The sequence below is a fragment of the Ruania albidiflava DSM 18029 genome (assembly GCF_000421225.1).
Lineage (GTDB): Bacteria > Actinomycetota > Actinomycetes > Actinomycetales > Beutenbergiaceae > Ruania > Ruania albidiflava.
In genome coordinates, this window is the sequence record NZ_ATWL01000017.1 from 28,640 (window position 1) to 53,316 (window position 24,677).

Sequence of the window (24,677 nt, forward strand, 5' to 3'; positions counted from 1 at the left end):
CGTGCACCGGGGCTCTTCGCTGCCTCCGGGGAGTTCTACCACTGGATAGTCCTGCCCATGGTCGTCGGCGTGCGGACCTGCGAACGTGGTGTCCCGTACCGACGACTTGGAGTGATCACCGCATGCGCAAGACCCTCACCGCCGCCGGCAGCCTGGCTGCCCTCGCCCTGCTCGCCGCCTGCTCCGGGCAGGCGGCCGTACCCGCCGCAGACGTCGAGGAGCAGGCGGAGAACCAGCTGGAGGAACAGGTCGGGCAGCGCCCGGACATCAGCTGCCCGGAGGACCTGCCGGCGGAGGTCGGCGCGACCATCGAGTGCGAGCTGACCGCAGAGGGCATGGCCGAGGCCTACGGCGTGACCATGACCGTCACCGACGTCGCCGAGGACGGCAACGTGGGCTTCGACATCGCGGTGGACGAGGAACCGAAGTAGTCCTTCTTGACCGCGGTCGGTGAGGGGGCGTCGCGCACGCGCGTCCCACATCCGGTCCAGCAGCGTCCGGTCAGATACCCCGGTGCTGTCGGCACCGGCGTGTGCGTGGTCGCCGTGGTGGTGCGGGTCTCAGGCCGCTCCGAGCACCATCCAGGCGCTACCGCGAGCACGCAGCCAGGTGGTGGCAGCCCGGGCGAGCATGTACCCGCCGGCGAAGGCGACCCACAGCCACACCAGCCCGAGCGCGCCACCGGGGGCCCACGCCCACACCGCGAGCAGCAGCGGCAGGTAGACCACCAGGGCGATGCCGCCTGCCCAGGCCAGATAGGCGCCGTCCCCGGCACCCATCAGCACCCCGTCCAGCACGTACGGCCAGGCGGCGACCGGGAGCAGCACGCCGATCACCACCAGACCCAGCGCGGCGGCGTGCTGCACGGTCTGGTCTGAGGTGAACAGCGGGGTGAGCAGCCAGCCGAGACCGGCGATCACCGCACCGAGCGCGGCCCCGGCGATCGTCCCCCAGCGCAGGCAGCGGCGAACCACAGCACGCACCGTGTCCGGCTGGCGGGCGCCCAACCCGTGCCCGACCAGCGCCTGGGCAGCGATGGCGAGGGCGTCCAGAGCGAACGCGGCCAGGCCCCACACCGAGTTGACGACCTGGTGAGCGGCCAGCGGCACCTCGCCCAACGCCGTCGCGCACGCCACGGTGAGCAGGATCGCCACCCGCAGCGTGAGGGTGCGGACCAGCAGCGGGAAGCCCGCGCGGGCGTTGTTCAGGATGCCACCCACCGCCGGGCGCAGGGACACCTGGCGCACCAGCGCTGCCCGCACGACCACCCACCCCAGGGCGAGGGCCATGCCGATCTGGGCGAGCGCCGTCGCCAGTCCGGACCCGGCGATGCCCAGGTGCAGGCCGTAGACCAGGGTGACCGACCCGATCGCGTTGGCGATGGCGCCGATCACAGCGACCCGCAGCGGGGTCTTGGTGTCCTGCAGGCCACGCAGCGCACCGGTGGCGGCGAGCACCACGAGCATGCCGGGGATACCGGGCATCGAGGCGCGCAGGTAGGCGACCGCGTGCGGGGCCACCTCCGCCGAGGCGCCCATCCACGCCACCACGTGATCGGCACCGGCCAGGCCGAGCACGAGCAGCACGGCGCCGAGCAGCAGGGCGAGCCACATCCCGTCCAGGCCGAGAGCCAGCGCTCCGCGCTCGTCCCCGGCGCCGAGCTTGCGGGCCACTGCCCCGGTGGTGGCGTAGGCGAGGAAGATGAACAACGCCACCGTGGTGACCAGCAGGGTGGAGGCGAGGGTGAGGCCGGCGAGCTGGGCGGTGCCGAGGTGCCCGACCACTGCGGAGTCGATGAGGATGAACAGCGGTTCGGCGACCAGCGCACCGAGCGCGGGTACGGCGAGGTCGAGGATCCGCCGATCGAGCGAGCGGCCGGTCGGCGTGTCGTCCACCAATCCTCCGAGTAGTTCTTGTCCACAGCCTGTGGGTGGCCACAGGCCTGTCCTGATGCGGATCCTACGGACATATCCACACGTTTAGTCACAGGCTGTGCACAGGGACCTGCCGCTCTGTCCGCACGTTGTCCACAGGGGTGGCGCAGTTGTCCCCAGGGGGTGGTTTGCTGGAGGAGGACGAGGGTGCGTACGGTCACTGCCGTCCGCGCTCGAGCGGTGGGTGCCGGTGCTGGTCGCGTTCCGGTGCCGGCGGTGCGAACCGCTGGTGTCGGTGGGTGCTGGTAGGTGTGGGTGTGCGGACGAGGTGCTGGGCGAACATGGAGGAGTCGGTGATGGCAGCGGGGCGTGACAGATGAGCATCACCGAGATCCCGGACGCTCCGGAGAGCTTCGAGAAGACCCCACCGCAGGACGTCGCCGCCGAGCAGAGCGTCATCGGCGGCATGCTGATGTCCAAGGACGCCATCGCCGACGTGGTCGAGGTGCTCCGCGGGAACGACTTCTACCGGCCGGCGCACGAGGCGATCTACGACGCCATCCTGGACCTGTACGGCCGCGGGGAGCCGGCGGACGCGGTCACCGTGGCGGCGGAGCTGACCAAGCGGGGTGAGCTCGCCCGGATCGGCGGGGCACCGTACCTGCACACGCTGCTGTCCTCAGTGCCCACGGCGGCGAACGCCGGCTACTACGCCCGGATCGTGCGCGAGCGTGCGGTGCTGCGCCGTCTGGTGGACGCCGGCACCCGCATCGTGCAGCTGGGCTATGCCACCGACGGCGGCGACGTGGACGACCTGGTGAACACCGCCCAGGCGGAGGTGTACGCGGTCACCGAGCGGCGCACTGCCGAGGACTACGTGCCGCTGAAGGACGTCATCAACTCCACGATGGAGGAGATCGACGCCGCCTCGCACCGGGGCGAGGGCATGGTCGGCGTGCCCACCGGGTTCACCGACCTGGACCTGCTCACCAACGGTCTGCACCCGGGACAGATGATCGTGCTGGCGGCCCGGCCGGCCGTCGGGAAGTCAACGCTGGGGCTGGACGTGGCCCGGTCGGCGTCGATCAAGCACGGCATGACCTCGGTGATCTTCTCCCTGGAGATGAGCCGCAACGAGATCTCCATGCGCATGCTCTCGGCAGAGTCCCAGGTGCCGCTGCAGAACATGCGCAAGGGCACCATGCGGGACGAGGACTGGACCCGGCTGGCCCGCACCATGGGCCGAGTGTCCGAGGCGCCGCTGTTCATCGACGACAGCCCGAACATGTCGCTGATGGAGATCCGGGCCAAGTGCCGACGGCTGAAGCAGCGGCATGATCTGAAGCTCGTGGTGATCGACTACCTGCAGCTGATGAGCTCGGGTAAGCGGGTGGAGTCGCGCCAGCAGGAGGTCTCGGAGTTCTCCCGGGCGATCAAGCTGCTCGCCAAGGAGCTCGAGGTACCGGTGATCGCGATCTCCCAGCTGAACCGTGGTTCGGAGGCCCGCACGGACAAGAAGCCGCAGATGAGCGACCTACGCGAGTCGGGCTCGATCGAGCAGGATGCGGACGTCGTCGTCCTGCTGCACCGCGAGGACATGTACGAGAAGGAGTCCGCCCGCGCCGGCGAGGCGGACATCATCGTGGCCAAGCACCGCAACGGGCCCACGGACACGATCGTGGTGGCGTTCCAGGGGCACTACGCGCGCTTCTTCGACATGGCGCAGTAAGGGGCGCATCACTGCGCGGCGAACCACGCGCTCGCCGTCCCGGCCAGCACCTGCCAGTCGCTGGCCCCGTCAGCGCCGTGGAGCTCGCCGGTGCTCACGACTGCCCGATACCGATGGCGAACACGTGCAGCGCCGGGGCGCCTCGCACGGCGGTCGCCGAGACGGTCGGCAAGGTAATCGCCTGCACCGTGCGGTCGGCGTCCACCGGGATGGTCTGGAAGTGCACCTGGGTGTTCCGGTCTGTCGGCCCGCTGGGAGTATTCCGGTACGGCATCGCCACGAGCGCCGACGCGTCCGGGTTGGACTGGCTCCAGTCCGGCGTGCTCAACGTGACCGTCTCGGAGGTGCCGTCCGTGTAGTGCACCACCCAGTCGCCGCTCACCGGACCGTAGGTGGCCGCCGTGAGCAGCCCGATCTGGCTGCCGGACGCGCCGATCTGCACGCTCTGCCCATTCGCGAGCACGTTGTTCGCGCTCCCCGGCCGCACATCCGGCCAGGTGAGACCCATGCCGTCCCGGGCGAGCTCGCTACCCGGGGTCACACCTTGGTCGGCAAGGGCCTGCGCCGAGTAGGAGGAGCCAGCGCCGTCGAACCCGACGCCCAGACCCGGCGGGCTCTCCTCGCCGTCGTTCGTGACCGCCACGTTCGCGTACGCATCGGCGAGTTCGGCGAACGGCACGGTGATGAGCAGCTCCGTCCTCGCGATCGTGACCGTCTCCCGACCGTCCTGGGTGGTCAGCTCCACCGGCACCGCGCTCGTCCCGGGCTCCACCGGCCCGCTCACCTGCACGTCCACCGAGGTGCTGCCCCCGGCGCCGACCCGCAGGGTTCCGGAGGACGGCTCCAGGGTGACCCCCTCCGGTGGCTGGGCCACCCACCGGAGGGTTGCTGCCTGGTCGGCGGTGCTGCTGACTACCAGGGTGGTGCTACCGGTCCCACCCGCTGAGGTGAGCACGACCGCAGGGTCGAGGCTGAGCTGGACGTCGCGCGGGAGGAGCGCACCGGCTGCGTAGACCTCGATCTCGTACAGTGAGTAGCCCCACTTCGTGCCCCGCTCGGTCATCGCCAGGCGCAGATAACGTCCATGCCCGTCCACCTCGAGGCGGTCCACACCGCCGTCGCCGCCCGTGACCTCGGTGAGTGTGGTCCAGTTCTCCAGGTCCGGCGAGGCCGCCACGGTGTACCCGCTGGCATACGCCGCCTCCCAGTCCAGGACAACCGTGCCCAGGTCGGCCTCGTGACCGAGGTCCAGCACCACGGTCTGCGGCGCGGTCTTCGAACCGCACCAGCGGGTGCCAGTGTCTGCATCGGTCAGCATCGACTCGTGGCAGTCGGGGCGTTCCCGGTCCGAGGACCACACCAGGGCGCCGTGAGCCAGGTTAGCCTCCGGACCGTCGAGCAGTGCCCACTGAGGGTCCTTTCCGACGACGAACGCGCGGCCGGCGAGGGCATCCCACCCGCCGTCGAGGGTCGAGTCCCAGAGCTGCTGCGCCATGGCCCGCAGCGGCATGTGCAACCGGCCGGAGACCTGTTCCTCGGTGGCCGTGCCCGGGCTATCGTTCCACAGGTGGATCTGGCCGCCGAGGATGCCTTCCGCGTGCGGGTCGGTGGTGTTCGGTGCGGTGGCGTCGTGCCAGGTGGACATGTCCCAGTCCTCAGTGATCTCTCGCGGGTCCAGGTTGTTCCACGTCGGCGTCGCCCCCGGCACGTCGTAGAGCACGTTCCGGTTCGCGTTGACCAGCTGGTACCCGCGGTCCAGGAACTCCTGGGCCCGCACGTCGCCGTGCTGGTCGGACCAGTACTCGAGCACGATGTTCGTGTCCGCCTCCAGCACTACACCCCCCTGGGCTCCGTCGTTCCACATCCGCATCGTCTTGCCGTGCGTGCGGACCACGTCGTTGACGAAGTTGGTGAAGTCCAGCACTGCATCGTGGGCGTTGGCCGCCGGGCCGTAGCGCTCCTGTGCCCACTCGGTGAGCACCGGGTAGGCATCCCAGTCGCTGGTGAACTCATCACCTCCGGTGTGCACGTACCGGCCGGGGAACAGCGGGATCAGCTCGTCCAGGATCTCCTGCACGAACTGCCGCGCGTCGGGATTGGTTGGGTCGAGGTTGCGGGTGTTCCGGTTGCCGTCGGCATCGACCACCTGCAGCTCGGGGTGCTCGCGGAGCACATGCTGCATGTGCCCTGGCATGTCGATCTCCGGGATGATCTCGATGTGGTACCGGGCGGCGTAGTCCACCAGCTCGGTGACCTGCTCCTGGGTCCAGTGCTCCGGGGAGACGATCTCCGGGTGCGTGCGGGACTCGATCCGGAAGCCGGCGTTGTCCGCGATGTGCCAGTGAAACTCGTTGTACTTCAGGTAGGCGAGCTCCCGGATCTGCCGCATCGCCCACTCGGGGGAGAAGTACTGGCGGCCGTTGTCGATCATGAAGCTGCGCTCGGCGTACCCGGGCCAGTCGGTCGCGACGCCGCCGGGGATGACCGGCTCGTCGGTGAGCATCTGCAGGACGCTGCGGGTGCCGAGGAACACGCCGTCGTGAGTGGCGCCAGTGATGGTGACGTCGTGGTCCACCGTGATCCGGCTCGCCTCCGGACCATGCTCGGTCCACGCCGGGTCGAGCGTGAGCCAGATGACTCCGGGTCCGCGACCAGGCGGCGCAGACCTGGTCTGCACGACCACGCGCCGGCCGGTGAGCGCCTGCAGGTCGGTGGCGAACGTGTCGGCGTCGTCGGAGAGGTCGTCGGCGTACTGTGGGTCGACCTGGAGGTGGACCGCCCCGCGCCCGAGCCTGAAGTCCTCACCGCCAGGGGCCCACTGCTGCAGTGCGGGCACGGTGACCGGTGCACCGTCCGTCGGTGGCGTGGGCGCGGCGGACTCCTCCGCGCTCGCCGGTGCGCTCAGGAGCGCGGCAACTATGGCGGTACTGGCGGTCAGAGCCGCCACGGCTCGGGACACGAGCCTGTTCCTGCTGCTGTGCATCGAACTTCCTCCCCGTGGCGACGTCGCCGGCGACGAGACTATCCAGGTCACCCCGGTTCCGTCCATCACTGACATCAACGAGCTGGAGGTCCGTTGCTCGTTTTCGTGGTGCGTCTGGTTTCGCGTCCTACGCCAGCCCGGACTGGAACGCGAACACCACCAGCTGGGCCCGGTCCCGCGCGCCCAGCTTGACCATCGCCCGGCTCACGTGCGTGCGCGCGGTCGCCGGGCTGAGCACCAGCCGGTCGGCGATCTCGGAGTTGGTCAGCCCCTGCGCCACCAGGCCGACGACCTCCCGCTCCCGGTCGGTCAGCGCCCCCAGCTGCGGGTGCGGCGTGACCGGCCGCGGCGCGGCCTGGGTGAACTCCTGGATGAGCGTGCGGGTGACGGACGGGGAGAGGAGAGCTCCGCCGTCGGCGACCGTACGCACCGCATCCACGAGCCCTCCCGGCGGGGTGTTCTTCAGCAGGAACCCGCTCGCCCCGGCGTGCAGCGCCTGGAACACGTACTCGTCCCGCTCGAACGTGGTCAGCAGCAGGATCCGTGTGCGCGCCAGGGACGGGTCCGCGACGATCCGGCGGGTCGCCTCCAGACCGTCGATCCCGGGCATCCGGATGTCCATCAGCACCACGTCCGGACGCTGCTCCCGGGCCGTCTGCACCGCCGCGATCCCGTCGGCCGCCTCCCCGGTCACGGTCAGGTCTTCCTCGTTCTCCAGCAGCGTGCGCAGCCCGATCCGCACCAGGTCCTGGTCGTCGACCAGCAGCACCGAGATCACAGGTCCTCCTTGGGTGCTCGGGGGAAGCGGGCGCGCACGGTGTACGTACCGCGGTCACGGTCCGGACCGGCGTGCAGCACCCCGCCCACGGCCAGCACCCGGCGGCGCATCCCGGAGATGCCCATCCCCACGGTCTCACCCGCGGCCAGCGCCTGGTTGGTCACGGTCAGCTGGACCGCTTCGCGCAGGTGCTCGATGCTGACTCTGGCGGCCGGGTGCGGAGAGTGCTTCACCACGTTCGTCAGCGCCTCCTGGAGCACCCGGTAGGCGGCCACGTCAGCGGCGGCCGGCAGCGGGCTCGGTGTGCCGGTGGTCTGCAGCGTTACCTCCACACCGGTGAGCCGGACCCGGTCCACCAGCGAATCGACCTGGGCGAGCCCGGGTGTGGGGGCTGTGGAACCACCGCCTTCCGGGTGCACAGCGGCCAGCACTGCCCGGAGCTCGTCGAGCGCCGCACCGCTGGCCCGGCTGATCCGGCGCAGCGCCTCCTGCGCCTGCTCCGGCTGCGTCTGGTGCACGTGCAACGCAATGTCCGCCTGCAGCTGGATCGCCGCCAGCCCGTGGCCGACCACGTCGTGCACCTCCTGGGACAGCCGCAGCCGCTCGGCATCGACCAGGCGCTGGTCGGCCGCCTCCCGTTCGCGCACCGCCGCTCCGGCGACGGCCCGGCGTGCCGCCCCGACCGAGAACGGCACCGCCACCCAGGCGGTCGCCGGCACCAGTCCCGCCAGGCCGATCGACGCGCCGGTGAGCAGGTGCACCGCCAGCAGCGCCAGCGCGAGCACGCACCAGGCGGCGGCCCCGCCCAGTGGCGCCAGGCGGGCCACCATGTACACGGTGAGCACCAGGAAGCCGAACACCGGCCCGTACGGGTAGCCGAGCACCAGGTACAGCGATGTCGCAGCAGCGGCGACGAGCATCGCCGGTACCGGCCAGCGCCGCCGTAGCGTGGTGGCCACCGCCGCGAGGAGGACCAGCCCGACCACGCTGACCCCCAGGTGGGGGCGGCCGGGATGCTGCTGCCAGGAGCCTACGAACGGCAGTGTGACCAACGTCAACGTGGCCACCGCTGCCGCCACGAGGCCGTCGACGACCAACCCGCGGAGGGAACCGGGCGGGATCGCGGCTCGCGTCACTGGTGCTGCACCCCCTCCTGGGGCTTCGGGGGCAGTCTGGGTCCCGCAGTCAACGTAGCCCCTCCCTGTGCTGAGCTGTGTCCGCGCGGCTCACTTCGCCCGCAGCACCCGCAGCCGTGCGGCGTAGTCCTCCGGGCCGATCTCGCCCCGCGCGAACCGTTCGGCCAGCACCGCTTCACCAGCACGCAGACCGGCCCGGAGCTCACGCCGGCGGCGGCTCCAGAACACTGCCGTGACGATCCCGGCGAGCAGCAGGAACCAGACCAGCGGGATGAGGAAGAACGGGAACGGCGGACCGGACAGGTGGTGCCACGGCCCGTCGGCCAGCATCAGGGCAGTAGTGGTGGTGTCGACCATGAGTCTCTCCTTCGCGAGTGCCGGCGGGAGTGCCAGCGACTCCACGATGCTGCTGTCGGCGCTGCAGCGAGACCGTCCCGGAGCGGCTCTTGGCGTACGTCCGGGAGCGTAGGGGTGAACGTTCCGGCCGGTCCACCGGGGCGGGCGGGAGACCTGGGTACGTCCACCGACGTAGCCGGAGCTGCGCCAGCGAGCGGATGGCGCTGCCCGCTCCAGCGGCGAGGCTGCTGGGATGAACACCACCACTCCCACTCCGACCACCGCCGGCGCACGCTCACACCACAGCCGGTCGCACCTACGTCCACCGCTGCGCAAGGCAGTGTTGGTGGCGCACCTGCTCTCCGCCGGGGCCTGGGTGGGCATCGACGTCATCGTCGCCGTGCTCGTGCTGGTCGGGTGGTTCGGTCAGGGCTCGACGGCGGGACTCGCCTATCGTGCGCTCGGCACCTTCGCGGTGGTTCCGATGCTCGTCGTGGCGCTGGTCTGCCTGGCCACCGGTCTGCTCCTGGGCCTGGCCACCCGGTGGGGTCTGGTGCGGTACTGGTGGGTGCTGGTCAAGCTGGTCCTCACCGTGGTGCTGTGCGTGCTGATCGTGGTGGCGCTGCAGCCGCGGATGCCTGAGGTGGTGGCGCACGGGGAAGCGGTCAGCAGGTCGACCGGTACGGGGAGCACCGGTAGCAGGGCCGAGGTGATCTGGCTGTTCTTCCCCCCGGCGGTCTCCCTGACCGTGCTGGGCCTGGCCACCGGCCTGGCGGTGTACAAGCCCTGGGGGCGCCTGCCACGCAGGAACCGTTGAGCCCCTTCCCCACGTGCGTTGCTCGCCCCGGTGCGGCCAGGAACGCACGGCGGGTCCGCCGTCCACCGCTGGAAGGACTGGTCAGCTCTCGGGCGCCGGGTTGATCAGCTGGTACAGGTCGTGCGTCTGCCACCGGCCCTGGATCCGCAGATAGTGCGGAGCGGTGCCGTAGTGGCAGAAGCCGAGATGACTCAGCACGCGCTTCGAGGCGACGTTGTCCGGGAGCACCTCCGCCTGCAGCCGGTGCAGCCCGAGATCGTCGAAGGCGTAGCCGGTGAGCTGTCGCAGGGCCGCCGTGGCGATGCCCCGACCGGTGTGCTCTTCATCCACCAGATAACCGATGCTCGCCGACTGGAACGCACCGCGGATGATCGCGCTCAGGTTCGCCCGACCCACCAGCACACCGTCGGCCTCGATGAGGAACAAGGCGCTCCGGTCCGCTGCGCGACTCTCCGCGTCCGCCCGGATGACCCGTGCCTGGTGGGCAGTGGTGTAGTACTCCTCGGGCAATGCCGGTTGGCCGGTGCTGAAGTACGTGCGGTTGCGAACCAGCAGCTCGCTCAGCCGCTCGGCATCGACGTCATTGCCCTGTCGGATCGTCACCGCCATATGGGACAGTCTGTCGCACCGCCCGTCGATGCGCAGCCGAGGAAGGACGATCATGGAGCTGGACCTGTTCGCCGGGGTCGCCGTAGGTGACCTGGACCGCGCCGTGGCCTGGTACGACCGACTCTTCGCCGGCGCCGAGTCGTTCCTGCCCAACGACACCGAGAAGGTGTGGACCCTGGCCGAGCGGCGGCACGTGTACGTGGAGCTTGCTCCTGAGCGGGCCGGCAGCGCTATGGTCACCCTGTTCCTGGCCGACCCGGAACCGTTCGTGGCTGCCGCTGCCGGGCACGGCATCGAACCGGTGCACCGGGAGACCTACGAGAACGGTGTCCGCAAGTTCCTGTTCACCGATCCGGACGGCAACGAGATCGGCATCGGCGGCCCGCCGGTCGAGGCGGCACGGTGACCGACCCGGGCCGACCAGACCCCCGCGGGCGCCCCGACGGCTGTCGCACCCGTACCGGCTCATCGGCAAGCTGGTGCTGGCGATCCTCGCCGCGCTCCTGCTGCTGCTGGCCGGGTCGACGGCGTGGGCCGGTGTGGTCCTGGTGGTCGCCGGGGTCGAGGGGGTGACAGTGGTGGCACCTGCTGTTACGTTGCCAGCCACGGCACGGTTCCGTCGTCGTGACACAGCGCCGGACGCGGCCGGCAACGCTCGGGTCGGGCCTGGCTCTACGGGGAGAAGCAGGAGCAACCATGAGGACGTGGGCACGTGCAGCGGCGGTCGCGGGACTGGCTGTCCTGCCACTGGCAGCAACGACAGCAACGGCTGCCCCACCCGGCAGCACAGCCAGCCAGGGGGCGGAGGACGATGCGGGAACCTCTGCCGCGGGAGCCGGAGCCGCCGAACCCGCACCAGGGTTCCGGGTGCTGCCCTACCTGCAGAACCCCGCCAGCGAGGAGATGACGATCAGCTGGGTCTCCGAGATCGACGAACCCGGCACCATCAGGGTCGTGGGACCGGGCCTGCGTGGACCCGCGGACCTCACCTCGGAGCCGGAGTACCTGGACCTGATGCAGTACACCGACGCTGAGCTCAGCGAGGAGATCCCGGGCCTGGAGCAGGGGTCCTGGCTGTGGTCGAACGACAGCTACCGGCACACGGTCACCGTGGACGGTCTCCGGCCGGACCACACCTACCGGTACACCGTGGAGCAGGGCGGTGAGCAGTTCCGGGGGCGGTTCAGCACCGCACCCACGGCGGACGAGTGGCAGCACCTGCGGCTCGCGGCATTCTCCGACACCGAGACCGAGCCCTACGGCACCGTGGAGCAGCGGGAGTGGGAGCTGCACCCGGACGGCTACACGCCGGACTCCGTGCCGCGGCCAGGCCCCGGGTCGCTCTGGGACCAGACGCACGGTTCGACCACCCGGTACGAGGAGTTCACGCTGCGCTACCCGATCACCCAGCAACGGGCACTGGTGGAGAACCTCGGTGTCATCGCCGAGGAAGACCCGGACCTGCTGCTGGTGACCGGCGACCTCACCCAGGGCTCGGGCTACCAGCCGGCGTGGGACGAGTTCTGGCGGCACTTCGCCGGGGAGTACGGCACGTTCGCTGCCACCACGCCGCTGGTCACCGCGATCGGCAACTGGGAGACCTTCGCTGCCCTGAACGACGGGTACGGCACCCCGGAGGACCGCAGCCCGTCGGTGATCGCCCGGAACCGCTACCACGACTACTTCAGCACCCCCGGGGATGCTGGCAACCCGCAGTACCAGGACTCCTACTACCGGCTCGACTACGGGCCGCTGACCGTGATCACCCTGGACTCCACCAACGGTGTCCCGGACGAGAACCTGGACGAGGGGGTGCTGACCGGGGAGCCGTTCTCCGGTGACGATGCCAACCTCACCCCGGAACGGCTCAGCACCGACACCCAGGGAAGCTTCACCGCTGAGGAGTACGCCGAGGCCTACGCGGAAGTGTTCGACGCCAGCCCGGCCGACACCGACCTGCCGAACATGGACCCGGGCAACGCGCAGTGGGACTGGGCGGAGCAGCAGCTCGCCGACGCGCGCGAGGAGGGCCAGATCATCCTGGTGCAGTTCCACCACGCCGCCTACTCCTCGGGAGTGCACGGCACCCCGCCGAACCACGAGGACTACGCCGACAACCAGTCCGGCGTGGCGATGCGCGCCTACACCCCGATGCTCGAGGAGTACGGCGTGGCGGCCGTCATCTCCGGCCACGACGAGATGTTCGAGCGGTCCTGGGTGGACGAGGACGGCGACGGCGTGGGCCTGAACGTCTACGACGTGGGCGTGGCCGCGGACGGCCTGCGCGGCGAACAGCTCGCCGAGAACGACGACGGCGAGTACGTGCCGATCGACTTCAACACCCACTCGCAGTGGTCGGCCTCGGCGGACGAGCCGGAGACCTGGCAGCTGGACGCCAACGGCAACCCACAGCTCGTCGATGGTGGTCTGCACTACGGGCACCTGCAGATGGACCTGCGCAACACCCGGTGCGGGGCCGAGCTGAGGCTCAGCCCGGTGTACGTGTTCCCGGTCCTGGACGAGAACTACCAGCTCGTGCGCACCGAACGGCGTGTGTACGACGACGTGGTGCAGGTGGATCTGGGCAGTGATGGTGCCCCTCGGGCCGAGCGGGCATCCTGCGACCGGGGAGACGGCTAGGACAGCTGATGACTGAGGACAGGCGGTGACGGGAGCCGGTGACGACCTTGACCGCCTCCGTCGCGCCCACACCGGGGCACAGATGCGGGGCTGGGACTTCTCCGTGCTCGACGGTCGGTTGACTGCCGACGATCCTCCGTGGGATTTCGAGGCGGACTGCCTCGCTGCCCTGCGCCGCTCCCGGCGTGCGGTGGACCTGGGCACCGGTGGTGGGGAGCGGGTGCTGCGCCTTCTCGGTGGGCTGCCGGAGGAGGAGCGTCCGCTGCTGACCGCTACTGAGGGCTGGCCGCCCAACGTGCCGGTGGCCACTGAGAACCTGGCCCCGATCGGTGTACCGGTGCTGTCCTACGATGCCGAGGCCGGGGACCGGCTGCCGTTCGAGGACGCCAGCCTCGACCTGGTGATGTGCCGCCACGAGGCCGTGGACCTCGCCGAGGTGGCGCGTGTGCTCGCCCCGGGTGGGGTGCTGCTGGACCAGCAGGTCGACGGGCGGGACGCGCAGGAGCTGCGGGACTGGTTCGGCGGCGAGATGCAGTACCCACACGTGCGCCTGGACGCCGATCGCCAGGCTGCTACCGCTGCCGGACTGGTGGTGGACGAGGCGCAGGAGTGGGCCGGTCGGATGACGTTCGCCGACGTGGAGGCGCTGGTGGTGTACCTGGGCTTGGTGCCCTGGGACGTTCCGGACTTCCGCGTGGACGACCACCGCAAGGCGCTGCGTCAGCTCGCGGAGCATACCTCGATCCGGATCACCCAGCGGCGTTACCGGTTGTATGCGCGCCGGCCCGGCGGGGACGTCAGTCCGTGATGGTCACGATGCCGGAGCCGGCACTGAGCAGGCCCGCCGTCCGTGCGGCAGCGGTCTGCACCGACACTGCCGGCCCGTCCGGTGCGACCGGGTGGAACGTGCCCTCGCCGTAGAGCTGGCCGTACCGGAGCACCGTGCCGCCGGCATCCAGTGTGGCTTGCTCCATGGTGGCCACGGCCTGTGCCCCGGCACCGGTCAGCGGCCACGCCACACTCTGCACCAGGATGTGCACCACACCCCGCTCGGCGGCAGCAGCGACCAGGCGGGGACGGCCTCCCGGCGCACGCGGGCGTTCGCGGCCCGGGAGCCAGCCAGCTGCGCCGGATCGTCCGGCAGGTCGGTCACCTGGCTGATCAGCACCTCCGGGCGGACCTGGTCGAGCACCCGGTGCACGGCCGACTCGTCGTAGAGGTCCAGCACGGCGCCTGTTCCGCCCAGGGCATCGATGCGCGACGCGCCCGCTGCCGAGCGGGAGGTCCCGGTCACCCGGTGGCCGTCGTCGAGCAGCACCGGGAGCAGGGCGCGACCGATCACACCCGTTGCACCGACCAGGAGGACCTCCACCCCTGCGATCGTACGCCCGCACCCCCTACCAATGGCGGTGCTGGGCCCGCCGGAGGGCCGATGTGCTCGACGGGCCCGGCCGCCAGTCTGGATCGGTCACCATCCCGGACCGAGGAGCAGCACATGACTGGCGCACTGACGACCGCGTTGATCGTCGGTCTGCACGCGGGCCTGGCACTGTACCCACCGCGCCCGCGGCACAGCATGCCGTTCAACCTGCAGTTCGCATTCGGGTGGTGGATCAACGAGTACCCGGTGCTCGGGCTGTACTGGCTTCTCTCCGGTACGACGGCGGTGCTCCAGCTGCGTACCAACCTGCCGGTGTGGTGGGCGGCCGTCGTGATCATCCTGCTGGACCTGGCGGTGCTCGCCCGGCTGGGCCTGCGGATGCGTCTGGCACGGGGTGCTCTCTCCGCGGCCCTGGTGGAGGCGTTCGGCTCGGCGGCAGCGCCGAGCTACACCCGCCCGGTGTGGTGGCGCATCCTGCTGGTGCCGTTCGTGTCCTGGCGACCGGACGTGCGCCGCATCGCCAACCAGCACTACGGTCCCGGTCGAGGCCGGCGCATCGACCTCTACGTGGCTCGGAGCACCGTCCGCCCGCAGCTGGGCCAGTCAGGTAGCGGCGGCACAGGTGCGCCGGTGCTGCTGTACCTGCACTCCGGCGGTTTCCGGATCGGCAGCAAGGCCCTCGGCGCCCACCCGCTGCTCTACCGGTTGGCTGCTCAGGGCTGGGTGGTGGCGAGTGCGAACTACCGCCTCGGCCGGGACTACTCCGAGCAGCTGGCGGACACCCGCGCCGCGCTCGCCTGGCTGCGGGCGCGGGCGGGCGACCACGGCGGTGACCCGGGCAGGGTGTTCCTGGCGGGTGGCTCAGCGGGTGCCCATCTCGCGTCCACGGTGGCCCTGACCGGGGCAGACGTCGCTGGGGTGATCGGGCTCTACGGCTACTACGGTGGGGTGGGGACCGGTCCTGGCCCGCGGTCACCACTGGAGTGCCTGACCCCGGACGCTCCGCCGTTCCTGATCGTGCACGGAAGGGTGGATCCGCTGGTGCTGCACGAGGATGTCAGCGCGTTCGCCGAGAAGCTGCGTGCGGTGTCCCAGGCACCGGTCGCCTGTGCGCTGCTGCCCGGGACGCACCACAACTTCGACTTCTTCCACTCGCCGCGGTTCAGTGCGGTGATGGATGCGGTGGAACGATTCGCTGAGCTCTCCCGGCCTGCGGAGCCTTCCGCGGCCGCCGAGTTCTCCCGGCACGTGGTGCCCTCATCCGGTGTCTGACCAGATGCCTCGCTCCCCAGGCGGATGGAGGTCCCGGTTGATGAGGCTGCCGTCTGGTCGGGTGAAGATCCACCGGTGGTCGCGGCGGGTCATGCTGATCGACCGGGCGTCGACCACCGCGTGGTGGTGGTAGCAGAGCAGTGCGCCGTTTGCGGTGTTGGTGGGTCCGCCGTCGGCCCAGTGGATGCGGGCATGGTGGGATTCGCAGATCACTGGTGGGGCGGTGCAGCCGGGCCAGGTGCAGCCTTTGTCGCGGGCGATGAGGGCTCGGCGTTGGGCGGGGGTGAACAGTCGGCGTTCTCGTCCGTGGTTGATGATCTCGCCCTCGGGTGAGAACAGCACACGGTAGATGCCACCGCAGGTGGCCAGCCGGCGTAGGAGTGCCGGTGGTACGGGGCCGGTGCCGTCGTCGAAAGTGGGCGGTTGTTCGCGCAGGCGGCCGGCCCAGTCGATGCCGGCCAGGTCCGCGAGTGCGGGGGTCTCCCACGAGGCACCAGCAGAGCGTGCGGCGTCAGGAGTGCCCGGGTCGGGTTCGTGAGCGTTGATCAGCAGCTGATCGAGCTCGGCGGCTCCGATGAGCACCCCCAGGTGCGGCCGCACGGACGCACGGTTGCCGGCCAGGCCCTGATCCAGAACCAGATGCGCGACATCCGCGAGAGCCTGAGCGCGGCGCTGCTCGCCGGTGCGCTCGTCGTCTGGTGCAGGCGGGCTCATCACAGCGTCCATCGCGGTGCGGATGAGTCGACCGTTCTCCTCGGTGAGGAAGCCGGACAGGTGCCAGCCGTCCAGGGTGCGCACCAGCTCGACGTACTCACGTTGCTTGGCGTCGCGGTAACCGCGCTCATCGGCTTCCGGGTCGGCAACACGCGCAAAGTGGTGGCCCAGGCGGCGGACCTGGTTGACCGTCAGCTGCCGAGCCTGCTCGAGCAGGAAGTCCTCCACCGTCTGGCTGTGCTGCGCACTCGGGTCTGAGGAGTCGTCGCCTGCCGTAGACGCAGCGTCGTCCGGGTCGTTGTCGGGTACAGCGGGAGTGTCACCACCTTCGGACTCGGTGCTGCCGACCGGTTCAGCGAGGGCGGCGATGCGGGTGGGTGAGGTCAGTGCCGTGGTGGCCAGTGCCTCGATGTGGTCGGGTCCGACCCGCCCGGCGCGCAGGGCCGCGCCGAAGCGGGGGATCTCGTCGCGCAGCTGACGAGCGCGGCGGATGGTGTGGTTGGCGTTGGCGTAGGAGATGTGGTGGGACTGGGCCACGTGGGAGGCGAAGGTGCGGGGGCGGAATGCGGAGGTTGCCCAGCGGCCGTCGGCTTCTTCGGCCAGCAGCCATTGATACCTCTTACCGGTCAGCTGGGAGCAGATCCGGTGGACGCGGATACTTGCTTCGCCGAGCTCGGGCCCGCAGTAGCGGTCGCGTTCGTCCTGGATGTCCGCACCAGCGATCGCCTCACCGAGGGCTTCCAGAGCGGCGAGCTGCACCGGAAGATCGGCCCGCAGAAGAGCGCCCAGCGACACCTCCGGCGGAGCGGCTGCTTCATCGACGGAATCTGTCACCACTGTTCACCTCCCCGTGCTCCTATGGCTCTGCTCGTACAAACATTCTACGAAATAAGGTGCAGCGAACCGAGCCTCGACACGCGATAGTGATGAAATGTGGACAGCGACAAGATTTCCACAGATTTGAGTAGATGTGGTTCTGTGCTCGTGGAAATGTCGGTGGTAAGTGGTAGCAGGCGAACGTTTAGATCGCTCACGATCGCGCAGCACGATCGCTCAGGTCGTCGCAGGCTCGATCCGGAGCGTGCAGCCACGGGCGTCGGCACTGAGCATCGCGTCGATCGATGACTGAGGTGCGCCGGCATACTTGCGCAGGATCTCCGCGTCGATCCGGTCCTGCACCTCGTCCTCGCCGGAGACCCCGGCAACGGCCACCGGGACGCGCGGTAGCGCCAGTGCTGCGGCACGGTCCCGCTCGGCGATCGCACCATCACCGAGCGCGAACGCCACCGGGCGACCCGCTCGGATGTGTCGGTACCACCATGAACCGGGCCCGAAGGCGGATCGCAGGTAGGGGACGCCATCGATCACCATCGTCCAGATCGGTGTCGCGACGGGGTCGCCGCTCCTGCGCGTAGTCACCAGAGCTACGACCGGGGTGCTCGCCAACATCGTGCGCAACTCGTCAAACTTCATACCCGTGCAAGGGTCTGGCATCTCAGGGGTATTCCCATCTGGTCACCTGTGTGGCGAGAGCACCTCGACCAGCGCGTCGACGGTGAGGTTGCGGTAGCTGGTGCCGTCTTCTGTCCGGTGATGCCGGTCGAAGTAGTCGCCGTTGCCCATGTGCCGCATCGGGCCGATCCGACGGCGGGTGATCCGACCCTCCCGGTCCGCCCGGTTCCATGCGGACAGGGGGGAGAGCCACCATCGGCTGGGGAACACCGCTGGTCCGAGCAGCTGCAGCCGGTCCCGCGACCCGTACAGGTGCCACAGCCGTTGCACCCGGTTCAGTGCCGGGTCGCTGCTCAGCACCCCGCCGATGGACACCACCGAGGTGGGGATGTCCAGCGCCGCGAGGTACCCGCTCGCCCCGAGCGCGATCTGCCCGCCGCCGCTGTAGCCGATCACCGTCACCGGTGGCCGGGCCGACCAGTCGTATCCGTGCCGGGTCAGGGACCGGGTGATCTCCTGGGCCACGGCCAGGTTGAACGTCGGTCCGTACCGTGGGTCGGCCGAGACGAGCACGCGCAGCGCGTTGCGCACGTTGATGAGCTTGGCCGGCCAGGCGGCCACCGGGACACGCTGCCACCGGTGCAGCCGGCCCCAGAACCAGGTGGTGGCACGTTGGGTGAGGCCGCGGTTCTCCACGGCGTAGGGGAAGACGTCCGCCGCCACCACAGCATCGGGCACCCGTTCGGCCACAGCGGTCAGCACGGCCCGTTCTCGTCGCGACCCGCTCAGCCCATCGACGGTGCCGATCCCGGACAGGTACACCACGAACAGGTGAGCGTTCTGCACCTGGGTGGCTGCGCCGTCGTCGGCCGCGGGGTGCGCGAACGATCCCAGGGTGACCTCATCTCGACGGCGGGACCACCAGCGCAACGACTCGATCGGCGCCAGGAACGCCAGCAGCACCAGCACGGCGAACACCGCGAGCAAGGCCCGTTCGATCATGTCGTCGGCTCCTCGCGCTGCAGTGGCACGAACGGCGCGCCGGCGAGGATGTCCTGGCTGGTGATGAACGTGTCCCGACCGGTAGCCATAGACCAGGCACGAGAGGAGACCACCGCCAGCGGCTTGGCCAGCAGGTGGGAGAGCAGCTGGCCGGTGAGCCACGCCGCACCGGCGATCGCCACCGCCGGCAGCCGGCCGATCGCCAGCACGTGCACCAGCAGCGCCGCCAGGCACACCAGGGTCCAGACTTCCAGCAGCCGGCCGATGACCAGACCGAAGTGTGGGATGAACACCAGGAACGCCAACAGGTGCGGAGCCACGGCGAGCAGGTAGACCACCGCCAGCAGCTCGCCGTCCACCGCCCCACGGGTGACGGTCAGGGCGAGCAGCGCGATCACCACAGCCGTCAGGCTGCGCAGCACGGTGAGGTAGAGCGCTCCGAGGGCCATACCGGCGGCCATCCGCAGGCCGGTCACCCGGTTGATGGCGAACACCACGGTGTGCCCGATCATCGTGGCGATACCAGCCAGCACGGCGACACCAGCAGCTACCGGGATCGACGCCCGTGGGCCGAGCTCCAGCACTTCGGGTGCGCGCAGTGCCCACACGTCACCCGCGGCGCCGAGCACCTGAGCCCACCAGTCCACCACGGTCATGGTCACCTATCTTCTCGCGTACTGGCGGACCCGCCGACAGGTGGCCGAGGGTGTCCGCCGCCCACCCCGGCGCAGGGTCTCCCGTTGTGCTCTGCCCGGATCGGCACGCTACGATGCCTCGGATGTTCGCAAGCGGCCGGGGGCCCGCGCGTTCATGGAGTCCCCCAGTGCCTCGGCACCTGCTGACGTTTGGACTCTGTGATGACGCACCCGCCCGATGCACCGAGCTCCTATGGCCCGGCCCAGTCGGGGGCGTACCCCACAGCTGGCTCCTGGCCGGCCTACGGCGCTCCCCAGCATGGCAGCCAGCCTCCGGGGGCGCCGTATGGTAGCGCACCGGGCTACGGCGGTGGCCCGGGCCACGGCGGCCCACCGAGCAGTGGCCCGGGCTATGGCGGCCCACCAGGCGGTGGCCCTGGCCAGCCGCACCCACCCGGTGCACCCAGATCGCCGCGCACTGGCCTGCGTGCCTGGCACCTGCTGCTGGCTGGCCTCCTCGCCCTGGTGCTGGGTGGGGTGGCCGGCTTCGCTGGTGGCTTCTATGTGCTCGGTGGTGGGGTCACGGCGTCGGAGGTGCAGGAACAGCGCGACCGCATCGCGGAGCTGGAGCGGCAGGTCTCCGAGCTCGAGGAGCAGGCCGCGGCAGCAGATGACGGCGCAGCAGACGATGGAACCGGCCCCGACAGCGGCACGGCCGGGGACGCCTCGGTGCGCATCGGCGTCCCGCAGGGCTGGGACGAGACCGTCGCCGCCTCGCAGGTGTGGGCGCAGGCGCTGGAGGCGACCGGTTATGCGGCGGAGATCGTCGAGCTTCCGGACATTGGCGTCCTCTACGCCGCCCTGGCGAACGGGGAGGTGGACATGAGCTTTGGGTCCTGGGTTCCCTCGAACCAGGAGTACATCGACCAGCATGGTGAGGACCTGGAGGATCTGGGCAGCTGGTTCGACGAGGCTCGGATGGGCATCGTGGTCAACGAGGACGCGCCGATCACCTCGCTGGCAGAGCTGGCTGACCATGCTGAGGAGTTCGACGGCGAGATCCTCGGTATCGAGGCAGAATCCGGGTTGGTGTGGCTCACGAACGAGGAGGCGGTGCCGGCATACGGTCTGGAAGACCTGACGGTGAGCAACGGTTCGACCGCCGACCTGTTGGAGGACGTTGCGCAGGCAGTGGACGCCGGGGAGAACGTCGCCGCCACCTTCTGGTCGCCGCACTGGGCGCTGGACGAGCTGCCGCTGCGGTTCCTGGAGGATCCGGAGGCCGCGTTCGGTGAGCCCGAGTCGATCCATGCCTACGCCAGAGATGGCTTCTCTGTCGACCAGCCGGAGCTGGCTGCCTGCCTGACGGAGATCTCCCTCACGGCCGAGCAGGTGAACTCGATGGTGAACACTGCGCTGACCGACGCAGGCCAAGGCGACCCTGCCGGCGCCCAGCAGTGGCTGGCCGAGACCCCGGACGTCGTCTGCGAAGCGCTGTCCTGAACGATCTCCGGTTGCAGGGCCGATCCCGCCGTCGCATCCTGCCGGGAGGAGTGCCGCTCCGGCCCCGGGGAGACAGGAGGCCCAGATGGCCAGCACGCCGCAACCTGCGCTCGCAACGCTCAGCCATGAGCGGTTCTGGGCCGACGGCTGGATCTACGAGCGGAAGCTGGACGGTCAGCGCTGCCTCGCTGTGCGTGAGGGCGGATCCGCCCGGCTGTACTCCCGCAGCGGGCACGATGCCTCGACGGCGTTCCCGGAGGTGGCAGATGCGCTCACCGGGGCAGGGGCGGACTTCATCGTGGACGGCGAAGTGGTCGCCTTCTCCGGGTCGCGCACCAGCTTCGCTCGGCTTCAGCCGCGTATCCACGTCTCCGACGCCCGCCGCGCCCGGGCCACCGGTGTGGCGGTGTACTACTACGTGTTCGACCTGCTCAGCCTCGACGGCCAGGACGTGCGGGACGAGCCGCTCACCGAACGCAAGCGCCGGTTGCGGACGCTGCTGCAGTGGACCGACCCGGTTCGCTGGACCCCGCACCGCAGGAACGCGGGTGAGGAGTACTTCGGGCAGATCTGCGGCCGCGGCTGGGAAGGGCTGATCGCCAAGCGCACGGACGCCGCCTACGCCCGCGGCCGCACGAAGGACTGGTTGAAGTTCAAGTGCGAGGCGGGTCAGGAGCTGGTGGTGGTCGGCTGGACCGAGCCGGAGGGAACCCGGATAGCGCTCGGTGCGCTGCTGCTCGGCTACTACGACCGGTCGGGTGGGTCTGAGGAGCTCGTGTACGCCGGCAAGGTCGGCACCGGGTTCACTGAGCAGGTGCTGCAGGATCTGCACTCCCGGCTGACCGGGCTCGAGGTGAAGAGCTCGCCGTGCACCCGGGGGAAGCTGCCCTCGGTCGGGGTGCACTGGGTGCGTCCGGAGCTGGTGGCCCAGGTGGCGTTCACCGAGTGGACCTCCGCCAACCAGCTGCGCCACCCGCGGTTCCAGGGCCTGCGCACCGACAAGGCCGCCCGCGACGTGGTCCGGGAGGCGTGATGAGCAGGGAGATCACCATCGCCGGCGTGAGGATCAGCAGGCCGGAGAAGGAGATGTACCCGGCCACCGATGAGGCTGTGGCGGTCACCAAGGCGGACGTGGCGGGCTACTACGCCGACCTGGCCGAGGCGATGCTGCCACATCTGCGCGGCCGGCCGATCAGCATGCAACGGTTCCCGGACGGGATCGAGGGCAGCTCGTTCTACGAGAAGAAGGTGCCCGGCCACTTCCCGGACTTCGTCACCCGCGTGGAGGTGGACACTGCCGACGGGGCGCAGCAGCAGGTGACGATCGAGGACCAGCGCACCCTGGTCTACCTCGCCGACCAGGCCTGCCTCACCCCGCACGTGTGGCTGGCCACTGCCGAGCACCTGCACCAGCCGGACCAGCTGATCATCGACCTGGACCCGTCGGTGCCGGGCCTGGCCGCCGTGCGCAGGGCCACGACTGCGGTCGGCGAGCTGCTCGACGAGATCGGCCTCACCTCCTTCGTGAAGACCACCGGGTCCCGCGGGTACCACGTGCTCGTGCCGTTGCGTCCGGAGCGGGACTTCGACGGCGTACGCGAGTTCGCGAGGTCCTTCGCCCAGGTGCTCATCGCCCGGGCGCCGGACCTGCTCACCCTCGAGGCCCGCAAGAACAAGCGGGGGGAGCGGGTGCTGGTGGACATCCAGCGCAACGCCTACGGCCAGACGGCGGTCCCTCCCTATGTGCTCCGGGCCCGCCCGGGCGCTCCGGTCGCCACTCCGATCGGCTGGGACGAGGTCTCCCGGGTGGCGCCGGGTGGGCACACGATCAGGTCGATCAAGCGTCGGCTGGCGCAGATCGACGACCCCTGGGCCGGCATCGGGCGCCGCCGGCAGACGCTGACCAAGGCAGCAGAACGTCTGCGTCGGCTGACCGATTGAGGGAGCATCCCCAGGCTTCTCAGCTGTCGGACACGCCCGGAACACTGGTGAACTGGGAGGCGTCGTTCACGGATGTGCCGAGGTGCTCCTGCTGGAGCCCGGACGGCACGAGGTCCTGGTAGTAGCCGAGCCGGTTGTGCCAGGGATCCGTGAAGTTCACGAAGGCGACGACTCCTGGAAGCTGCGAAGGCTGTGAGTGCACGATGGCGCGATCATCGAGAAAGGCCACCGCAGCTTGCAGATCGAGCACGCGGAACCGAATCCGGTTCGTCAGCGGACTGGGTTCGGGGTGCGCTGCGACCTGGACCCAGCACTCCTGCCCGTCGACCGGTGCCCACTCAAAGAAGTCGTCATGCGGCTGGAAGTCCGGCTCACGACCGAATAGGTCCACGTAGTACTCGCGTGCTGCAGCAGTCGCCTGGGCGGGTACGTACAGCTGGATCGTGAAGCCGCTCGTGACCGGTGCGGATGTGCCGTTTGCCATAGCTCCACAGTGCGGAACCCACGGCTGCGCGTCAATCGTCGGACGCTACGAGAACAGGGCGAGCCCGTACACCGCGAACAGCACCAGGTGCGCGGCCCCGTGCATGGCGGTCACTCGGCGTGCGCTGAAGGTGGTCACCGACAGCCCCGCGGTCACCCCGAGCAGCAGCAGGTTCACCGGGGACTCCGCGAGCACCACCTGCTGCCCGGTGAGCAGTCCGATCACCAGCACCGACGGGATGGTCACGCCCACCGTGGAGACCAGGCCGCCGTGGCACAGGTTGTTCACCCGCTGGATCTCCCCGCCCAGGGCGGCGCGCACGGAGGTGATCGACTCCGGCAGGAACACGATCATCGCGATCAGCACCCCGGACAGGGCGGTCGGGGCACTGAGGCGGCCGAGCCCGTCGTCGAGGAGGGCGGCCATGTGCTGGGAGAGCAGCACGATCGGCAGCACTGTGGTGACCAGCAGGCCGAGACGCAGCAGCACCTCGCCCCGGTGCTCAGCCAGCACCTCGCGGATGCCCTGCGCCGGAGAAGGGTCCGCTGCCCCGGTGAGCTCCGCCGTCATGCTGGTGCGCTCGCCTGCCCCGGCGAGCTGCGTTGCCCGGGTCAGCTCCGTTGCCCCGGCGAGCTGCGTTGCCCCGGTGAGCTCCGCCGTCCCGATGGTCACGCGCGGGTCGACCTCGCGGAAGTCTCCGGCCTGAGCGCCCATCTGCCGGAACAGGAAGAACGCGTACACGCCCACGGTGAGCAGCACGATCGGGATCTCCTGTGCCGGGGTGTAGGAACCGTCGACGCCGATCACCGCAGGTAGCGCGAAGGCGAGGGAAGCGAGCACCACGATCATCGCCAGGTAGGCGGACGTGCCCGTGCGGTTGTGCCTCATCCCGCCGTGCCGCAGGCCGCCGACGAGCAGGCACAGCCCGACCACGAGGTTCAGGATGATCATCGAGACCGCCAGCACCGAGTCCCGCGCGATCGTGGTGTGCACACCCGGGCCGAGCATCACCGCGGAGATGAGGATGACCTCGATGGTCACGATGGACAGGGTGAGCACCAGAGAGCCATACGGGTCACCCAGGCGGCGGGCCAGGTGTTCGGCCTCACCCACCACGCCGAACGCGCAGCCGAGGATGACTGCGATGATCGCCGCGAGGAGCGCGATCAGCAGCAGCGCCGGGACCGGCGGCGTCAGCAGCGGGGCCGCCAGGGCCATCACGAGGACGGCGCTCCAGCCGACGGCGAGCCGGGCCAGGGCGGCAGGGGTGAGGATCGAGCGTAGAAGAGCGGACATCGGTGATGCCTGTGTTCTACGAGGTCGTCCCCGTTCGTACTTCGGCGATCGGGTCGTCCCGTCGCGCGCGTGCTGCCTGACCAGGGTAGCCGGTC

General features: G+C 70.0%; 24 protein-coding genes. 10 read left to right on the forward strand and 14 right to left on the reverse strand.

Annotation, left to right across the window (positions count from 1 at the left end):
* Nucleotides 1-122: 122 nt before the first annotated feature.
* Entirely contained in the window at nt 123-431 is a 309-nt protein-coding gene (locus K338_RS0115905) for a DUF4333 domain-containing protein (protein ID WP_022919156.1), read from the forward strand.
* Between the two features lie 129 nt (nt 432-560).
* Here the strand turns inward: K338_RS0115905 and K338_RS0115910 are convergent, their stop codons facing one another.
* Nucleotides 561-1,895, reverse strand: a complete 1,335-nt coding sequence (locus K338_RS0115910; protein ID WP_022919157.1) for an MATE family efflux transporter — start codon at nt 1,893-1,895, stop codon at nt 561-563.
* Between the two features lie 355 nt (nt 1,896-2,250).
* Between K338_RS0115910 and dnaB the strand changes: the two genes are divergently transcribed.
* Nucleotides 2,251-3,603: a replicative DNA helicase gene (gene dnaB / locus K338_RS0115920; RefSeq protein ID WP_022919159.1), complete on the forward strand. Its 1,353-nt coding sequence runs from the start codon at nt 2,251-2,253 to the stop codon at nt 3,601-3,603.
* A 94-nt stretch (nt 3,604-3,697) separates the two neighbouring features.
* On the opposite strand, the gene K338_RS23315 is transcribed toward dnaB, so the two are convergent.
* The 4 genes from K338_RS23315 to K338_RS23320 form a co-directional block, all read right to left on the reverse strand.
* Nucleotides 3,698-6,586: a family 20 glycosylhydrolase gene (locus K338_RS23315; RefSeq protein WP_022919161.1), complete on the reverse strand. Its 2,889-nt coding sequence runs from the start codon at nt 6,584-6,586 to the stop codon at nt 3,698-3,700.
* A 127-nt stretch (nt 6,587-6,713) separates the two neighbouring features.
* The gene (locus K338_RS0115935; protein WP_022919162.1) at nt 6,714-7,364 is read right to left on the reverse strand and encodes a response regulator transcription factor; all 651 of its coding nucleotides are present in this window, start codon (nt 7,362-7,364) and stop codon (nt 6,714-6,716) included.
* Nucleotides 7,361-8,500 carry a sensor histidine kinase gene (locus K338_RS0115940; RefSeq protein WP_022919163.1) on the reverse strand — a complete coding sequence of 380 codons (1,140 nt, stop codon included), beginning with the start codon at nt 8,498-8,500 and terminating at the stop codon, nt 7,361-7,363. The genes K338_RS0115935 and K338_RS0115940 overlap by 4 nt, the downstream gene beginning before the upstream one ends.
* Before the next feature lie 90 nt (nt 8,501-8,590).
* On the reverse strand, nt 8,591-8,857 hold the full coding sequence (locus K338_RS23320) for an SHOCT domain-containing protein (RefSeq protein WP_022919164.1): 267 nt from the start codon (nt 8,855-8,857) through the stop codon (nt 8,591-8,593).
* Nucleotides 8,858-9,089: 232 nt separating this feature from the next.
* On the opposite strand from K338_RS23320, the gene K338_RS23325 reads away from it, so the two are divergent.
* Entirely contained in the window at nt 9,090-9,653 is a 564-nt protein-coding gene (locus tag K338_RS23325) for a hypothetical protein (protein WP_022919165.1), read from the forward strand.
* An 81-nt stretch (nt 9,654-9,734) separates the two neighbouring features.
* Here the strand turns inward: K338_RS23325 and K338_RS0115955 are convergent, their stop codons facing one another.
* On the reverse strand, nt 9,735-10,262 hold the full coding sequence (locus K338_RS0115955) for a GNAT family N-acetyltransferase (RefSeq protein ID WP_022919166.1): 528 nt from the start codon (nt 10,260-10,262) through the stop codon (nt 9,735-9,737).
* Between the two features lie 52 nt (nt 10,263-10,314).
* Here K338_RS0115955 and K338_RS0115960 point away from each other — a divergent pair, with 52 nt between their 5' ends.
* The 3 genes from K338_RS0115960 (at nt 10,315) to K338_RS0115970 (ending at nt 13,710) form a co-directional block, all read left to right on the forward strand.
* Nucleotides 10,315-10,668 carry a VOC family protein gene (locus K338_RS0115960; RefSeq protein ID WP_022919167.1) on the forward strand — a complete coding sequence of 118 codons (354 nt, stop codon included), beginning with the start codon at nt 10,315-10,317 and terminating at the stop codon, nt 10,666-10,668.
* 290 nt (nt 10,669-10,958) lie between these two features.
* Complete coding sequence (locus K338_RS23330; protein WP_022919168.1) at nt 10,959-12,902, forward strand: metallophosphoesterase family protein; 1,944 nt, start codon at nt 10,959-10,961, stop codon at nt 12,900-12,902.
* 25 nt (nt 12,903-12,927) lie between these two features.
* Nucleotides 12,928-13,710 (forward strand): class I SAM-dependent methyltransferase, encoded by a 783-nt coding sequence (locus tag K338_RS0115970; protein WP_022919169.1) that lies wholly within the window; start codon nt 12,928-12,930, stop codon nt 13,708-13,710.
* Here K338_RS0115970 and K338_RS24735 read toward each other — a convergent pair.
* Both K338_RS24735 and K338_RS24740 read right to left on the reverse strand, forming a co-directional pair.
* Nucleotides 13,700-13,921: a hypothetical protein gene (locus tag K338_RS24735; RefSeq protein ID WP_051154914.1), complete on the reverse strand. Its 222-nt coding sequence runs from the start codon at nt 13,919-13,921 to the stop codon at nt 13,700-13,702. The two genes, K338_RS0115970 and K338_RS24735, sit on opposite strands and share 11 nt — an antisense overlap.
* Nucleotides 13,906-14,274 (reverse strand): NAD-dependent epimerase/dehydratase family protein, encoded by a 369-nt coding sequence (locus tag K338_RS24740; protein ID WP_051154916.1) that lies wholly within the window; start codon nt 14,272-14,274, stop codon nt 13,906-13,908. The genes K338_RS24735 and K338_RS24740 overlap by 16 nt, the downstream gene beginning before the upstream one ends.
* 123 nt (nt 14,275-14,397) lie before the next feature.
* Here K338_RS24740 and K338_RS23340 point away from each other — a divergent pair, with 123 nt between their 5' ends.
* A complete protein-coding gene (locus K338_RS23340) occupies nt 14,398-15,555 on the forward strand; it encodes an alpha/beta hydrolase (protein ID WP_022919170.1) in 1,158 nt (385 codons plus the stop codon).
* On the opposite strand, the gene K338_RS0115985 is transcribed toward K338_RS23340, so the two are convergent.
* The 4 genes from K338_RS0115985 to K338_RS0116000 form a co-directional block, all read right to left on the reverse strand.
* Nucleotides 15,541-17,103, reverse strand: coding sequence for an HNH endonuclease signature motif containing protein (locus K338_RS0115985; protein ID WP_169579577.1), 1,563 nt, complete (start codon nt 17,101-17,103; stop codon nt 15,541-15,543). The two genes, K338_RS23340 and K338_RS0115985, sit on opposite strands and share 15 nt — an antisense overlap.
* Before the next feature lie 219 nt (nt 17,104-17,322).
* Nucleotides 17,323-17,742, reverse strand: a complete 420-nt coding sequence (locus K338_RS23345) for a DUF2255 family protein (protein WP_169579578.1) — start codon at nt 17,740-17,742, stop codon at nt 17,323-17,325.
* Nucleotides 17,743-17,784: 42 nt separating this feature from the next.
* Complete coding sequence (locus tag K338_RS0115995) at nt 17,785-18,723, reverse strand: hypothetical protein (protein WP_022919173.1); 939 nt, start codon at nt 18,721-18,723, stop codon at nt 17,785-17,787.
* Nucleotides 18,720-19,385: a hypothetical protein gene (locus K338_RS0116000; protein ID WP_157612552.1), complete on the reverse strand. Its 666-nt coding sequence runs from the start codon at nt 19,383-19,385 to the stop codon at nt 18,720-18,722. Before K338_RS0116000 ends, K338_RS0115995 begins: the two co-directional genes overlap by 4 nt.
* A gap of 195 nt (nt 19,386-19,580) precedes the next feature.
* Between K338_RS0116000 and K338_RS23350 the strand changes: the two genes are divergently transcribed.
* The 3 genes from K338_RS23350 (at nt 19,581) to ligD (K338_RS0116015) (ending at nt 22,802) form a co-directional block, all read left to right on the forward strand.
* A complete protein-coding gene (locus K338_RS23350; protein WP_084481364.1) occupies nt 19,581-20,861 on the forward strand; it encodes a glycine betaine ABC transporter substrate-binding protein in 1,281 nt (426 codons plus the stop codon).
* Between the two features lie 85 nt (nt 20,862-20,946).
* The gene (ligD, locus tag K338_RS0116010) at nt 20,947-21,894 is read left to right on the forward strand and encodes a non-homologous end-joining DNA ligase (RefSeq protein WP_022919176.1); all 948 of its coding nucleotides are present in this window, start codon (nt 20,947-20,949) and stop codon (nt 21,892-21,894) included.
* Nucleotides 21,894-22,802, forward strand: a complete 909-nt coding sequence (gene ligD, locus K338_RS0116015; protein WP_022919177.1) for a non-homologous end-joining DNA ligase — start codon at nt 21,894-21,896, stop codon at nt 22,800-22,802. Before ligD (K338_RS0116010) ends, ligD (K338_RS0116015) begins: the two co-directional genes overlap by 1 nt.
* Before the next feature lie 19 nt (nt 22,803-22,821).
* Here ligD (K338_RS0116015) and K338_RS23355 read toward each other — a convergent pair whose 3' ends face one another.
* Together K338_RS23355 and K338_RS0116025 are read right to left on the reverse strand one after the other, a co-directional pair.
* On the reverse strand, nt 22,822-23,286 hold the full coding sequence (locus K338_RS23355; RefSeq protein WP_022919178.1) for a VOC family protein: 465 nt from the start codon (nt 23,284-23,286) through the stop codon (nt 22,822-22,824).
* Between the two features lie 45 nt (nt 23,287-23,331).
* Nucleotides 23,332-24,582: a calcium:cation antiporter gene (locus K338_RS0116025; protein ID WP_022919179.1), complete on the reverse strand. Its 1,251-nt coding sequence runs from the start codon at nt 24,580-24,582 to the stop codon at nt 23,332-23,334.
* Between the last annotated feature and the right edge of the window lie 95 nt (nt 24,583-24,677).

Coding starts and splice junctions, on each gene's coding strand:
- dnaB (WP_022919159.1), top strand. CDS start 2,251: ATGAGCATCACCGAGATCCCGGACGCTCCGGAGAGCTTCGAGAAGACC.
- K338_RS23315 (WP_022919161.1), bottom strand. CDS start 6,586: ATGCACAGCAGCAGGAACAGGCTCGTGTCCCGAGCCGTGGCGGCTCTG.
- K338_RS0115955 (WP_022919166.1), bottom strand. CDS start 10,262: ATGGCGGTGACGATCCGACAGGGCAATGACGTCGATGCCGAGCGGCTG.
- K338_RS0116025 (WP_022919179.1), bottom strand. CDS start 24,582: ATGTCCGCTCTTCTACGCTCGATCCTCACCCCTGCCGCCCTGGCCCGG.
- K338_RS23350 (WP_084481364.1), top strand. CDS start 19,581: ATGACGCACCCGCCCGATGCACCGAGCTCCTATGGCCCGGCCCAGTCG.
- K338_RS0115960 (WP_022919167.1), top strand. CDS start 10,315: ATGGAGCTGGACCTGTTCGCCGGGGTCGCCGTAGGTGACCTGGACCGC.
- K338_RS0115995 (WP_022919173.1), bottom strand. CDS start 18,723: ATGATCGAACGGGCCTTGCTCGCGGTGTTCGCCGTGCTGGTGCTGCTG.
- ligD (WP_022919176.1), top strand. CDS start 20,947: ATGGCCAGCACGCCGCAACCTGCGCTCGCAACGCTCAGCCATGAGCGG.
- K338_RS0115905 (WP_022919156.1), top strand. CDS start 123: ATGCGCAAGACCCTCACCGCCGCCGGCAGCCTGGCTGCCCTCGCCCTG.
- K338_RS23345 (WP_169579578.1), bottom strand. CDS start 17,742: ATGAAGTTTGACGAGTTGCGCACGATGTTGGCGAGCACCCCGGTCGTA.
- ligD (WP_022919177.1), top strand. CDS start 21,894: ATGAGCAGGGAGATCACCATCGCCGGCGTGAGGATCAGCAGGCCGGAG.
- K338_RS23325 (WP_022919165.1), top strand. CDS start 9,090: ATGAACACCACCACTCCCACTCCGACCACCGCCGGCGCACGCTCACAC.
- K338_RS23330 (WP_022919168.1), top strand. CDS start 10,959: ATGAGGACGTGGGCACGTGCAGCGGCGGTCGCGGGACTGGCTGTCCTG.
- K338_RS23340 (WP_022919170.1), top strand. CDS start 14,398: ATGACTGGCGCACTGACGACCGCGTTGATCGTCGGTCTGCACGCGGGC.
- K338_RS23320 (WP_022919164.1), bottom strand. CDS start 8,857: ATGGTCGACACCACCACTACTGCCCTGATGCTGGCCGACGGGCCGTGG.
- K338_RS23355 (WP_022919178.1), bottom strand. CDS start 23,286: ATGGCAAACGGCACATCCGCACCGGTCACGAGCGGCTTCACGATCCAG.